Annotated in this window: 12 protein-coding genes, 1 pseudogene and 1 riboswitch; of the genes and pseudogenes, 5 read left to right on the top strand and 8 right to left on the bottom strand. The window is 62.6% G+C overall.

Annotated features, from left to right (window positions below; all coding sequences use genetic code 11):
• Nucleotides 1-44: 44 nt before the first annotated feature.
• The 6 genes and pseudogenes from NKH89_RS18650 to NKH89_RS18625 form a co-directional block, all read right to left on the bottom strand.
• A complete protein-coding gene (locus tag NKH89_RS18650) occupies nt 45-1,580 on the bottom strand; it encodes a DHA2 family efflux MFS transporter permease subunit (RefSeq protein ID WP_352495547.1) in 1,536 nt (511 codons plus the stop codon).
• 313 nt (nt 1,581-1,893) lie between these two features.
• On the bottom strand, nt 1,894-3,072 hold the full coding sequence (locus NKH89_RS18645; RefSeq protein ID WP_352909493.1) for an HlyD family secretion protein: 1,179 nt from the start codon (nt 3,070-3,072) through the stop codon (nt 1,894-1,896).
• The gene (locus NKH89_RS18640; protein ID WP_352909561.1) at nt 3,069-3,548 is read right to left on the bottom strand and encodes a MarR family winged helix-turn-helix transcriptional regulator; all 480 of its coding nucleotides are present in this window, start codon (nt 3,546-3,548) and stop codon (nt 3,069-3,071) included. Before NKH89_RS18640 ends, NKH89_RS18645 begins: the two co-directional genes overlap by 4 nt.
• Before the next feature lie 82 nt (nt 3,549-3,630).
• Nucleotides 3,631-4,632, bottom strand: a complete 1,002-nt coding sequence (locus NKH89_RS18635) for a FecCD family ABC transporter permease (protein ID WP_352481735.1) — start codon at nt 4,630-4,632, stop codon at nt 3,631-3,633.
• A 29-nt stretch (nt 4,633-4,661) separates the two neighbouring features.
• Nucleotides 4,662-5,605, bottom strand: a pseudogene (locus NKH89_RS18630) (ABC transporter substrate-binding protein).
• Nucleotides 5,602-6,420 carry an ABC transporter ATP-binding protein gene (locus NKH89_RS18625; RefSeq protein ID WP_352909492.1) on the bottom strand — a complete coding sequence of 273 codons (819 nt, stop codon included), beginning with the start codon at nt 6,418-6,420 and terminating at the stop codon, nt 5,602-5,604. The pseudogene NKH89_RS18630 and the gene NKH89_RS18625 overlap by 4 nt, the downstream one beginning before the upstream one ends.
• Before the next feature lie 92 nt (nt 6,421-6,512).
• A riboswitch (cobalamin riboswitch) is annotated at nt 6,513-6,716 on the bottom strand.
• A 294-nt stretch (nt 6,717-7,010) separates the two neighbouring features.
• On the opposite strand from NKH89_RS18625, the gene NKH89_RS18620 reads away from it, so the two are divergent.
• Nucleotides 7,011-7,844 (top strand): GyrI-like domain-containing protein, encoded by an 834-nt coding sequence (locus NKH89_RS18620; RefSeq protein ID WP_352909490.1) that lies wholly within the window; start codon nt 7,011-7,013, stop codon nt 7,842-7,844.
• A gap of 37 nt (nt 7,845-7,881) precedes the next feature.
• Here the strand turns inward: NKH89_RS18620 and NKH89_RS18615 are convergent, their stop codons facing one another.
• A complete protein-coding gene (locus tag NKH89_RS18615; RefSeq protein WP_352909489.1) occupies nt 7,882-8,817 on the bottom strand; it encodes a bifunctional helix-turn-helix transcriptional regulator/GNAT family N-acetyltransferase in 936 nt (311 codons plus the stop codon).
• A 228-nt stretch (nt 8,818-9,045) separates the two neighbouring features.
• On the opposite strand from NKH89_RS18615, the gene groES reads away from it, so the two are divergent.
• Nucleotides 9,046-9,342, top strand: a complete 297-nt coding sequence (gene groES, locus NKH89_RS18610; protein WP_006333965.1) for a co-chaperone GroES — start codon at nt 9,046-9,048, stop codon at nt 9,340-9,342.
• A gap of 62 nt (nt 9,343-9,404) precedes the next feature.
• Nucleotides 9,405-11,060 (top strand): chaperonin GroEL, encoded by a 1,656-nt coding sequence (gene groL, locus NKH89_RS18605; protein WP_352481739.1) that lies wholly within the window; start codon nt 9,405-9,407, stop codon nt 11,058-11,060.
• Nucleotides 11,061-11,277: 217 nt separating this feature from the next.
• On the opposite strand, the gene NKH89_RS18600 is transcribed toward groL, so the two are convergent.
• Complete coding sequence (locus NKH89_RS18600; protein ID WP_352495553.1) at nt 11,278-11,877, bottom strand: TetR/AcrR family transcriptional regulator; 600 nt, start codon at nt 11,875-11,877, stop codon at nt 11,278-11,280.
• Between the two features lie 128 nt (nt 11,878-12,005).
• Here NKH89_RS18600 and NKH89_RS18595 point away from each other — a divergent pair, with 128 nt between their 5' ends.
• Nucleotides 12,006-12,986, top strand: coding sequence for a zinc-dependent alcohol dehydrogenase family protein (locus NKH89_RS18595; RefSeq protein ID WP_352495554.1), 981 nt, complete (start codon nt 12,006-12,008; stop codon nt 12,984-12,986).
• A gap of 52 nt (nt 12,987-13,038) precedes the next feature.
• The gene (locus tag NKH89_RS18590) at nt 13,039-13,485 is read left to right on the top strand and encodes an OsmC family protein (protein ID WP_023722760.1); all 447 of its coding nucleotides are present in this window, start codon (nt 13,039-13,041) and stop codon (nt 13,483-13,485) included.
• Nucleotides 13,486-13,500: the final 15 nt, after the last annotated feature.

Raw genomic sequence — 13,500 nt, 5'->3', positions numbered from 1 at the left:
CAACGGAAGCCGTGAGTCGGTCGCGGTTGCCGGAGCCGTGAGACTTAGTCCATATGCGCGGCAGGCGCTCCACCGGCGGGCGGCGCAGCCTTTGGCTTGCGCAGCAGGAAAACAAACGGGACGGCAAGCAGTGTCATCATCATCAGCAGCTTGAAGTCATTGACGTAGGAGACCATCATCGCCTGGATATTGACCATGCCATCCATCAGCGACAGCGCCGTCGGATCGCCGCCCGCCGCTGCCGGCGACGCCGCCCAGAGGTTGGGATTGAACGGATTGATATAGGCCGAGAGCTCAGCGTGGTTGATCTGCGTGTTGCGTACCAGCAGAACCGTCACCACCGACACGCCGATCGACGAGCCAAGATTGCGCACCAGGCTGAACAACGCCGTGGCATCGGTGCGGAAGCGTGCGTCGAGCGTGGCGAAGGCCACGGTGGACAGCGGCACGAACACCATTCCCATTCCAAGGCCCTGGATGACGCCGGAGCTGAGGATAAGCCAGTTGTCCATCTGCGGCGAGAAGCTGGACATCGTATAGAGCGATTGCGCGGTCAGCAGGAAGCCGATGACGACGAGGATCCTGGCATCGATCCTGTGCATGATCCGCCCGACGAACAGCATCGCGATCATCGTGCCGACACCGCGTGGCCCCAGGACGATGCCGATGGTGAGGGTCGGATAGCCGAAGATGGTCGACAGCATTGGCGGCAGCAGCGACATGCTCGCCAAAATGAGCACGCCCATGACAAAGATGAACGCCAGCCCGGTGACGAAATTGCGATCGAGGAAGATCTTCGGGTCGATAAAGGGGTGCTCCGCCGTCAACGTGTGAATGGTGAATACCCAGAAGCCGGTGATGGAAAGACCAAGCTCGATCCATATCTCGATCGAGGAAAACCAGTCGACCTCACCGCCACGATCGAGCATCAGTTGCAGCGCGCCGACACCGAGCGAGAGCATGGCGAAGCCGAAGAAATCGAAGCTGCGCACCCGCCGGGCCACGCTGGGGAGATATGCGGCCATGCCGAGGAAGGCGATGATGCCGACCGGCAGGTTGATGAAGAACACCCAGCGCCAGTTGAAATTCTCGGTCAGCCAGCCACCCAGCGTCGGGCCAAGGATCGGTCCCAGCATGATGCCGGCGCCCCAGATGGCCATGGCCTGGCCGTGGCGTTCCCTAGGGTTGATGTCGAGCAGGAAGGTCTGCGACAGCGGCACGATGGCCGCGCCGAAGACGCCTTGCATCAGCCGGAAGAGAACGATGGTCTCCAGGCTCCAGGCTATGCCGCACAGCATGGAGAAGACGGTGAAGCCGACCACCGCCGTCAGGAACAGCTCCTTGCGACCGAAGCGGTCGGCAAGCCAGCCGGTCACCGGCGTCATGATCGCGGCGGCAACGATGTAGGAGGTCAGCACCCAGTTGATGTTGTCGGGGGAGGCGCCGAGATCGCCGGTCATGGTCGGCAGCGCGACGTTGGCGATCGTCGTGTCGAGCGCCTGCATGATCGTCGCCAGCATGAGCGCAACTGTGATCAGGCCGCGGTGCGGTACTTCGCGAAAGGGTTCTGGGGTGCTCATGACGTAAAACTTCCAGCAGGTAACAAAAACGTGTACATTAGGTTTCCGGACGGCGAGGCCCTCGCTGCAGAGAGACCCTCATCGCGGTGGGACGCGAGCATCGATGTGGGGGTTACATCGACTGAGCGTCTCGACAAAGCGGGCGCCTGCCGCCCGGAAACCTGAGGACCGAAGATCCTGCGCAACGTTGTCTGGTTTAGCCAGGCCGCAGCGCAGCCCGTCTACGCATTCAACTCTTCCTGCGCCTCCCTCGGACCAATCCTGTCACCTGCATCCATCTCGCTGTTTGCCATGCGGCCGCTGTCAGGCCTCTTTACTTGGCCTCGCCTGCCGTGGCGCGGCGGAAAATGCCCGGCAGCCCGCGGGAAACGCCGGTGTCCACCGTGACGGTCGCGCTCATGCCGGTGCGCAGCGCCATCTTGGAGTCGGCGTCGGTCAACTCCAGGCGGACCGGAATGCGCTGCGTGACCTTGACCCAGTTGCCGGTGGCGTTCTGCGCGGGCAGCAGCGAGAACTCGGCCCCGGTGCCGGCGCCAATCGCCTTGACGGTGGCTTCGAACGTCTTGCCCGGATAGGTGTCGACCACGATTTCGGCCTTTTGGCCCGGATTCATGTTGGTGAGCTGCGTTTCCTTGAAATTGGCGTCGACCCAGGTATCGCCGGTCTCGACCAGCGAAAACAGCGGCGTGCCCGAGCCGACATACTGGCCGACCTTGAACGAAGCGGCCTGGCTGATGATGCCGTCGGCAGGCGCTTTGACTGTTGTCTGGACCAGATCGTAGGCCGCCTTGTTGCGTGCAGCGAGCGCCGCCACCACTGTCGGATGCTTGTCGGTCTCGATGTCGGGATTGCCGCCAAGTGCCGCCTTGGCGCTGACGATCCCTTGCTGGGCCACGGCCAGCTGCTGCTTGGCCTTGTCGAGGTCGTTCTTGGCCTCGTCCAGCGACGACTTGGCGTTGATGCCCTTGCGGGCAAGGTCGGCGGCGCGGTCATACTGCGACTGCGCGTACTGGACCTGGCTTTCGTCGGACTTCTCTTGCGCCAGCGCCTGGCTGTAGGCCGCACGCAGCTGCTCGACATTGAGCCGCGCGCCGGCCACCGCCGCATCGGCCTGGGCCAATGCGATCCGGTAGGGCTCGGGATCAATGGCGAACAACACGTCGCCCTGCTTGACAGACTGGTTGTCGAAAATATCGACCTGAACGATGCGGCCCGCCGTATCGGCGGCTATCGACACCTTGGCCTGCTGCAGATTGGCGTTCTCGGTCTCCTGATAGCGGCCGCCGGTCACCCAGACATAGCTGCCGCCGGCGATCAACGCAGCGGGCAGCACAAACATCAAAAGGAAGCGGCCGGCACGACGCTTCTTCTTCGGCGCCACTGGCGCCGGAGCTACCTGCGCAGCGGCCGTTACCGGAGCTGCCGCCGGCTTCGCGGGAGCTTCCATCTCCAGCTTGGCCGCATTCTTATCTACTTTGGCTACCGCGTTCATGCTGCTGCGCCTTCCGTATTCTTCACTTTTTCCGAGGGCGGCGTCTCACCATCCGCAAGATTCTGCACCATTGTCTCCAGCGCCTTGACCAGGACGCGGCGATCTTCCGGCGAAACGCCAACGAGCGATTCCTCATACACCTCGGCGGCAAGGCTCTTGACGTGGGCGTAGGCTGCGTTCGCCTTGGCGGTCGGGAAAATCATGCGCACTCGTCTGTCGGTTGCGTCGGGACGGCGCTCGATCCAGCCGCCCTCCTCCATGCGATCGACAAGGCGCGAGACGCTGATCGGCTCGATTTCGAGAAGCTCGGCAAGCCGCGCCTGCGCGACACCCGCCTCCTTGGCGACACGGACCAGAAGCCGCCATTGCGCCGAAGAAAGGCCGAAACCACTGGCGCGCGCCTCGAAGCGCTTGCGCATCAGGCGCTGCACGTCGTGGATCAAAAAGCCCAATCTGTCGATGCCGTCGGAAACCATGAGCGACATATATAATAAGCGTGCTCATAATTCAAGGAACCCGGATTGTGCCAGAAGGCGGCAAATGTGCATGGCAGTCACATCATGAGCGATTGCGAATGAGCATCGTGACCACGAAGAAAGCGCCGACCGAACTGGTGATGATGCCGATCGGCAGTTCCTGCGGCGGCAGCAGCGTGCGCGCGAGAAGGTCGCTTGCCAGCAACAGCACCGCTCCGAAGAGGGCGCAGCTTGCAATCAGGCGCAGATGAAGCGGGCCGGCCAGGGTCCTGGACAGATGTGGGATCATCAAGCCAACGAAACCTATGACGCCTGCGACCGAGACAAGGATCGCCGTCGAGAAAGCGGCGACGAGAAATGTCATCCTGCGCATCCGCGCAACCGGGACGCCGAGGCTTTCAGCGGCATTCTCGCCGGCCAGGAAAGCGTCGAGCCGGCGGTGGTTCCAAAGTCCATAAACAAGGATGGTGCCTGCGCCCAGAGCAGCCAGCTCGATATTGTCCCAACGGGCCAGCCCGAGCCCGCCCATCGTCCAGAACAACACCGAGTGAGCGGCGCGCTGGTCTCCGGCAAAGACGAGATAGTTAGTCAAGGCAGTGAACATGAACGAGACGGCAAGCCCGGCGAGGATCAGCCGTTCGGGGCCTTGCCCCCTCACCCGCGAAACCAGCAAAAGCACGATGCCGGCGGCCAATACGCCGCCCGTGAAGGCCGCGACCGGCAACGTCCAGATACCGAAATGGTCGCCAAAAATGGTGATGACGGAAACCGCGCCGGCCGCGGCTCCGGACGACAGGCCGAACAAGAACGGATCTGCGAGGTCGTTGCGCGTTACCGTCTGCAGCAGCGCGCCGATGACGCCCAGCCCGGCGCCGACACAGATGGCCATAATCGTGCGCGGTAGCCTAAGATCGAGGACGATCTTGGCAATCGGGATCTTGCCGGCCGGACCGGACACGATGTCTCCGTCCAGCCCGGCGGCATGTCCGAGCGCAGCAATCACGTCGCTCAACGCGATGACCGTCGATCCATAGGCAATCGACAGCAGAGCAAGAGCGGCAATCGCTGCTGCTCCTGCTGTCATCGCCAATTCGAACGCTCTCTGGCGCAAGCTCAGAAAGCTTCCGGGTGCATCGCCCTGGCGATCTTGCCGATCGCCTCGATGTTGGCAGGCCCAGGCGTCAGTTCGGCATAGCGCAGCGCAATGAAGTGCTCATTTTTGACCGCCTCAGTCTCCTTCATCGCCGGATGAGCTTTCAGGAAATCGAGCAGTTTTCTGTAGCCGCCGTCCTGGTAGTCGAGCAGGATAAGAAATTGCGGATTGCGGGCCGCCACCGTCTCCCAATCCGTATTGCCCCAGCTCGTCGGCATGTCGGCCATGATGTTGTCGCCGCCGGCTGCGGCGATCATGGCGCTGGGGATCGCGAACTTGCCTGATGTGAAGGGTTTGTCTTCGCCGGAGTCGTAAAGAAACACACGCGTTCCCGTGCGGTCGCCGATCTTTGCCGTGATATCGGCGAGCTGCGCCTTCCAGTTCGAAACAAGCTTTCCCGCCTCCGCCTCCTTGCCAAAAATCTTGCCCAGCTTTTCGACATCACCATAGAGCAGGTCCATCGAGGCTGCGGGGCGGTTCTGGTCGAGATGGACGCAACTTTCCGTCAGCACCAGCGTCTTGATACCGTGCGGGGCCAGCGTATCGGGCGTCACCTCGCCGCCAGGCTTCATGCCGTAATACCAGCCGGCGAAGAAGAAATCGGGCTCGACGGCGACGAGGTTTTCGAGGGTCGGGTATTTCGGCGCGAGTTCCGGGATCGCGCCCTGCTCGGCCTTGAATTCCGGACCGACCTTATACCATCCGGTGATGCCGGTCAGGCCGACGATCGATGGTTGCAGCCCCAGCGCGAAGGCCATCTCCGCCATGTTCAGATCTTGGATGACGGCGCGCTTCGGCGCGGCGTCGAACGTCAGCGGCGTGCCGCAGCTATCAACGGTTACCGGAAAACGAAGGCGGTCTGGGCAAGTAGGAGGGAGGCAAAAGACAGTACGAGGCGTTTCACGGATGTTGCTCCTTGGTCAAATCGGGATGTGAAGAGGCGCGGTTCGGAACGTCGAAGACCGTGAGTTCGCGGTCTTCGGTGGGATGGCGCAGCCAAAGCACGTCAACGCCGAAAATCTCGCGGATCAACTTCTTGGTCAGCGCCTCGCGCGGACTGGCAAGTGCCTGCAGGCGGGCCTCGTTCATCACCGCGACCCTGGTGGCAAATGGCGTGACAAGCGACAGATCATGAAGCACCGCCACGACGGTCATGCCAAACTGCGATACGAGTTCGAGAAGGTCGCTGCGGGCGCGCGGATCGAGATGATTGGTCGGTTCATCGAGGAACAGGATTTTGGGCTCCTGGGCGATGGCGCGCGCCAACTGGGCGCGTTGCCGCTCGCCACCGGATAGCGAGCCGATCGTGCGGCCGAGCAGCGGCAGCAGGCCGGTTCTGCGAAGTGCTTCAATGACGATGTCGCGTTGCTCGCTCCTCCGTCGCAAGCCGGCATGCGGGACGCGCCCAAGCTCGACGTAGTCGATCACGGCAAGCCGCGGATCAGGCTGGTCGGTCTGGCCAACGACCGCCATGTGCAGTGCCCGCTCGGCGGCCGAAAACCTCTCCAGCCGGCGTCCGGAAAATCTCACATCTCCCGCGCTTGGCCGCAGCGTACCGCATAGCATGCGCAGCAGCGTCGTCTTGCCGGCGCCGTTGGGGCCGATGATGGCGAGGCGGTCGCCCGGCGCTATCGAAAGGCTCACCGCGCTGACCAGGCACCGGGCATTCGTCGTCGCGCTCAGTTCACACGCTTCAAGAAGAGGCTGGGAGGCGTCCAACTTACCGTCACTTTCTCAATGGCGACGGAAGGAAGCTGGACGGACCGGCCGACAAGACCGATGTCCACGTCTCCTCCCGGCACACCCCGTCCGGTCAACTCATGCTGATGGCAGGTCTCCTGGCTCGCGGGTCTTTGCGCCATCCTGCCTTCCCAGCCTTGCCGGCCAGTGGCACTTCGGATTTTGCTAACCGCTTACAGTTGCGGGGGCAGCCACGGCCTCGATCCGAAGATCTCACCGTGTTCCCTTTTCACCCCTTGCCTTTCGACTCGGGGACCATCAGTCAGCCACCCTAGTTTTCCGCCAATCACAGCGCAATAAGTCTTGTCAGAAGGAGCCGTATAGACCTCGTGATGTAATAACATTACATTTAAAAGGACGTTTGCCCGCTTCCTGTCAAGCCTTTTCGCGCGACGCCTGCGACTTGCCGACGACCGTCGCTCTCGATTTGCGCAGTGCGCAATTTCGATCAAACTGCCTCCGCCAGGAAGCGGCACCATAATCTTGCCAATATAAGACATGGCCAATGTAAAGACTGGGCCATGTAAAGACTGGGCCAATGCGGAGACTGGGCCAATGCGAGGTGCCAAATGAATCCGACCGAGAAGGCGCTGTGGTTCGTCGAAAGCCATCTGCCCGAAGCAGTCTCGCTGGACGATGTCGCCACGAGCAGCGGGGTGTCGCGCTTTCATGTGACGCGGGCTTTCGGCGCGGCTACCGGCCGTTCGGTGATGAGCTACGTCCGTTCTCGCCGACTGACCGAAGCGGCGCGCAAGCTTGGCGCCGGCGCACCCGACATCCTCTCGGTCGCGCTCGACGCCGGCTATGCCTCGCATGAGGCCTTCACCCGCGCCTTCCGCGACCAGTTCGGCACCACGCCGGAACTGGTACGCGCACAAGGCTCGCTCGACAACCTCGATCTTGTGGAGCCGATCCTGATGGACCAGTCCTTTCTCGCCACTCTCGAACCACCGCGTTTTGAGACCAGCCGGCCGTTTCTCATCGCCGGTCTCGGCGAGCGCTACAGCTGCGAAACCAGCGCCGGCATCCCGATGCAGTGGCAGCGGTTCGGCCCCTATATTGGCAACATTCCTGGCGAGATCGGCGACGTCGCCTATGGCGTCTGCGTCAACGGCGACGACGCCGGCAATTTCGACTACATCGCTGGCGTCGAAGTGTCCGATTTTTCGGACCTGCCGAGGGAGTTTTGGCGTGTGCGCGTGCCGGCGCAGAAATACGCCGTGTTCGCCCATCGTGACCATATCTCGACCATCCGCCGCACGGTCAACACGATCTGGAACAAATGGCTGCCAGCCTCTGGGCACGAGATCGCCGATGCGCCGGAATTCGAGCGCTACGGCCCCGAATTTGATCCGCGCAGCGGCAATGGCGGGCTGGAAATCTGGATACCGATCAAAGGGTGAGGCACGGCAGGCCGACGCCGAAGCGCCGGAAGCGCTGCTACAGTTCCAGGTTCCAGTTCTGGCCGACCAGATCCCTGCCGAAGGAATGGTGGCACTCCTCGTTGGTCAATTTAAAGCCCACAGACTCATAGATGTGGCGGGCGGCGGCGAGCACGTCGTTGGTCCACAGCGTCAGTGTCCTGTAACCCGTGGCGCGGCAAAAGCCGATACATTCCTCGACCAGCCGCTTGCCGATGCCGAGACCTCGCGCCGAGGGCTCGACGTAGAGCAGGCGCAATTTCGCCACCGCGTCCGACTGGCGCACGACGAAGACGGAGCCGACGACCTCGCCTTCCCGCTCGGCGATCCAGCTGCGTTCCCATTTCGGATCGAAGGATTTGACGAATGTGCCGAGGATTTCAGCGACCAGCGCCTCATAGGTTTCGTCCCAGCCATATTCCTGCGCGTAGAGCAGGCCCTGGCGATGGATGATCCAGCCGATGTGGCCGACCTGCAGAGGCCGCAGCGTGTAGGGAATGTTGGGTTCGGCGGTCGCGCCCAGCAGACGCTGCACCGTCTGCATGGCCTTGACCAGCCTGTCCTGTTCGGGAACCGAAAGCCGGTCGAGCAATGCCGCGACCTGGTCGTGCGAGCCCTGGTTCAGCGGCGCGAAAGCCTGCCGCCCGGCCTTGGTCAGGGCGATCGACGAACGCCTTGCATCCGCCTCGATCGTGGCGCGCTCGACCAGATGACGTTCCTCGAATTTCTTCAGCAGCCGGCTGAGATAACCGGGATCGAGGCCGAGATCGCGCCCAAGGTCCGTGGCGGTCAGGCCATCGCGATGCGCCAGTTCATAGAGCACCCGCGCCTCGGTCAGCGAGAAGGTGCTTTTCAGCAGCCCTTCGTCGAGCAGCCCGATCTGGCGGGTATAGAAGCGGTTGAAGGCTCGCACCGCGTCGATCCGCTCCTTGCCTGGGTGATGATGAATGGTCATGGCATCCTCCTGCCGGTAAGATCAGCCATTTAGTTGACTTGGTCAAGTATCTGTTTGAAGCATCCGTTTGAAGCAATTGTTCTGATGATGCTCACCGGGCGCCTTGACTCGCGCGAGTTGCCAGACTATTTCAGCGCCACGTTAGCACTCCCCCAAGATGAGTGCTAACCATGTCCGGCGCCGCCGGACGGAGGAACTGTTCTCACCATTCTCATCGAGGAATAAAAAATGGCAAAGTCGAAGTTCCGCCCGCTTCATGACCGCGTGGTCGTTCGTCGGGTCGAATCCGAATCCAAGACCGCGGGCGGGATCATCATCCCCGACACGGCGAAGGAAAAGCCGCAGGAAGGCGAGATCATCGCCGTCGGTTCCGGCGCCCGTGACGAAGCCGGCAAGCTCGTCCCGCTGGACGTCAAGGCCGGCGACCGCATCCTGTTCGGCAAGTGGTCGGGCACCGAAGTCAAGCTCAATGGCGAAGACCTTCTGATCATGAAGGAAGCCGACATTATGGGCATCATCGGCTGAATATCGGCCTCACCCTCATTTAAATCTTCGGGCTCAATCCAAGCCCCTGCCAGGAGCTAAAAATGGCTGCCAAAGACGTAAAATTCTCCCGCGACGCTCGTGAGCGCATGCTGCGCGGCGTCAACATCCTCGCCGACGCGGTGAAGGTCACGCTCGGCCCCAAGGGCCGCAACGTCGTCATCGACAAGTCGTTCGGCGCACCGCGCATTACCAAGGACGGCGTCACCGTCGCCAAGGAAATCGAGCTTGAAGACAAGTTCGAGAACATGGGCGCGCAGATGGTCCGCGAAGTTGCTTCGAAGACCAACGACATCGCCGGCGACGGCACCACGACCGCGACCGTTCTGGCACAGTCGATCGTCCAGGAAGGCCACAAGGCGGTTGCCGCCGGCATGAACCCGATGGACCTCAAGCGCGGCATCGACCTCGCCGTCGCCGACGTCGTCGCGACGCTGATCAAGAACGCCAAGAAGATCAAGACCTCGGAAGAGGTTGCCCAGGTCGGCACCATCGCCGGCAATGGCGACGTTTCGGTCGGCTCGATGATCGCGGAAGCGATGCAGAAGGTCGGCAATGAGGGCGTCATCACCGTCGAGGAAGCCAAGACCGCCGAGACCGAGCTCGAAGTCGTCGAAGGCATGCAGTTCGACCGCGGTTATCTCTCGCCCTACTTCGTCACCAACGCCGAGAAGATGGTTGCGGATCTGGAAGACGCCTACATTCTTCTCCACGAGAAGAAGCTCTCCAACCTGCAGGCCATGCTGCCGATCCTCGAGGCTGTCGTGCAGACCTCGAAGCCGCTGGTCATCATTTCGGAAGACGTCGAGGGCGAGGCCTTGGCCACGCTCGTCGTCAACAAGCTGCGTGGCGGCCTGAAGATCGCCGCCGTCAAGGCGCCTGGCTTCGGTGATCGCCGCAAGGCCATGCTGGAAGACATCGCTATCCTCACCGGTGGCCAGGTCATCTCCGAAGACCTCGGCATCAAGCTCGAGAATGTCGGCCTGAACATGCTCGGCCGCGCCAAGAAGGTGTCGATCTCCAAGGAGAACACCACCATCGTCGACGGCGCCGGCAAGAAGGCCGAGATCCAGGGCCGCGTCGCCCAGATCAAGCAGCAGATCGAGGAGACCACCTCGGACTACGACAAGGAGAAGCTGCAGGAACGTCTCGCCAAGCTGGCGGGCGGCGTTGCCGTCATCCGCGTCGGCGGTGCGACCGAAGTGGAAGTCAAGGAAAAGAAGGACCGCGTCGATGACGCCCTCAACGCGACCCGTGCGGCCGTCGAAGAAGGCATCGTTCCCGGCGGCGGCGTCGCACTGCTGCGCGCTTCGCTGAGCATCAAGGCAACCGGCGCCAACTCCGACCAGACCGCCGGCATCAGCATCGTGCGTCGCGCGCTGCAGGCTCCGGCCCGTCAGATCGCGGCCAACGCCGGTGCGGAAGCATCGATCGTTGCCGGCAAGATCCTTGAGAACAAGGGCGCGACCTTCGGCTACAACGCCCAGACCGGCGAATATGGCGACATGATCGCCATGGGTATCGTCGATCCGGTCAAGGTTGTGCGCACGGCTCTGCAGGACGCGGCCTCGGTCGCCGGCCTGCTGGTCACCACCGAAGCCATGATTGCGGAGGCTCCGAAGAAGGAGTCGGCTGGCGGCGGCATGCCTGGCGGCATGGGCGGCGGCGGCATGGGCGGCATGGGCGGTATGGATTTCTAATCCAACCCATCAGCCTTCATGTACGGAAAGGGCGGCCGAGAGGTCGCCCTTTTTCGTTGATGGGACGGAGGATGAGAGGCGGTCCGATTCCAAAGCAAGCGGAAGCATACCCCTGACCGTTTCTTCGGCGTCGGCGCAGAACGTGAATTGCAGAGCTGGAGCGTCGGCCCTTCGGCAGGGCTCCGCGCTGGCCTCGATGCCGTGGAAGCGCGAAACGTCAATGCGCCGTGACTGCGATCTCTTTCGCCGGCAATGCCCCCTCAATCAGCGCCGCGACCTCATCGGCTACCGCCAGCACCGGGGCGCGGTCGCGGGTCGCGCGTGCGATCACCATCAGCCCTTCCAGCGATGATTCGACCAGCAGCGCCAGCGCGTGCGCGCGGCGCTCGGGCACCCCTGCCCTGACGAAGGCCGCCCTGAGCAGGCCTATCCATTGCTCGAAGGCCGACCGGCACAACTCAGCCAACTCCGGCATGTCGGTCGGCGAATCCAACACCACGGGCGCGATCGGGCAACCGAGCGTGAACTGGTTGTCTTCCAGCATGCGCGCGACCGATTGGTAGATGTGGTGGACCGCCACCGCCGGATCTTTTTCGGCAGCGAGCGCGGCGTCCAGCCTCTGCGTCACATCGGCGACGCTATCGCGCGTAACCTCGACGACCAGCTGATCCTTGCCGCCCGGAAAGTGGAAGTAGAGCGAGCCTCTCGGTGCGCCTGAGGCGCTCAATATGTCGTTGAGCGACGTGCCGTGGTAGCCGCGCTGCCTTAGCAGCAGCGCCGTCGTCTCGAGTATACGGGTGCGGGTGTCGTTCGCCATGTCAACCTCTGTCAGGAATGAGCATTATAGGCCTTGCCTCGAATATGACAACCGGTCTATATAATATGTAGATCAGTCTATATATCAGCGAGGGGCGAATGCGTAGTTACCGTCTTGAAGGAACCGGCGTGACCAAGTGCCTGGTGATGCGCGACGGGACGCAGCCGACGCCGAAGCCGCACGAGATCGTCGTGCGTGTCCGCGCCACATCGCTCAACCGCCGCGATACGATGATCCTCAACGGCACCTATCCGCTGACGCCGCGCCAAGGCGTTATCCCGCTGAGCGACGGTGCTGGGGAAGTCGTTGCCGTCGGAGATGCCGTCACCCGCTTTGCCGCCGGCGACCGCATCACCGGCAGCTATTTTGCACGCTGGATTGATGGCCGCATCAATGCCGGGCTGATCGACCAGCTTGGCTGCACGCTGGACGGGATGCTGACTGAATACGCGGTGCTCGACGAGCAATGGGCGGTGTGGCTTCCCGATCATCTCGACTGGCATCAAGCGGCGACACTGACCTGTGCCGGCCTGGCCGCTTGGAATGCCGTGACGGCGGCCGAGATGCCGAAGCCCGGGCAGTGGGTTCTGGTCATCGGTTCAGGTGGCGTCGCGCTGTTTGCGCTGCAATTCGCCAAGCTGCTCGGCTGCCGGGTCGTGGCCGTCAGCTCGCGCGGCGAGAAGCTGGACCGGCTGCGGGCGCTGGGCGCCGACCTCGTCGTCTCGACGGCCGACATGCCGGAATGGGGTGCAGCTGTGCGCGAGCAAACCGGTGGCATCGACCTCGTCGTCGAGACCGGCGGCCCGCCGACCTTCGCGCAATCGATGATCGCCTGCGCGCTTTACGGGCGCATCGTGCTTCTCACCATACAGGATGCGAAAGGCGGGACGGTGCAGATCCCCGGCCCGGTCTACCAGCGCAGCCTCGCCACCATCAGCCGCCTCTTCGTCGGCAATCGCACCAACCTCGAAGCCATGCTGCGCGCCATCTCGGTGCATCGGCTTAAGCCTGTCATCGACAAGGTGTTCGCCTTCGACGAGGCCCAAGACGCCTACCGTTATTTCCAGCAAGGCGACGTCTTCGGGAAAGTGGTCGTCGACGGCGCCTGACTGGTTCGCCCCCAAAATCTGATTGACCCCCTCAAATCAAAGGAGAGACACAATGACCATTCGTGAAGCAGAGGCCCAATGGCAGGGATCGTTGAAAGAAGGTTCGGGCCGGCTGAGGCTAGGCAGCGGCGTATTCGAAGGCGCCTACTCCTTCCCGTCGCGTTTCGAGAACGGTCCCGGCACCAACCCGGAGGAATTGATCGCGGCGGCGCATGCCGGCTGCTTCTCGATGGCGCTGAGCGCCATCCTGGGCCGCGAAGGTTATACTCCCGCACGCATTCACACAATCGCGAAAGCGCATCTCGGCGCCACCGCGGCCGGACCGACGATCACCCGTATCGAGTTGGAGACGGAGGCAAGCGTGGCCGGGCTGGCTGCCGGGGATTTCGAGCGGCTGGCGCAGACGGCCAAGGAGAGCTGCCTCGTGTCGCGGGCGCTGGCCGGCGTCGCGGCGATCACGCTCAAGGCCCGCCTCGTCGAAACCGTTGCTGATCACTGAAGGGAAGGAATATCC

Source organism: Mesorhizobium sp. M0923 (genome assembly GCF_040319365.1).
Classification (GTDB): Bacteria; Pseudomonadota; Alphaproteobacteria; order Rhizobiales; family Rhizobiaceae; genus Mesorhizobium.
This window is presented reverse-complemented; position numbering and strand designations above follow the sequence as displayed.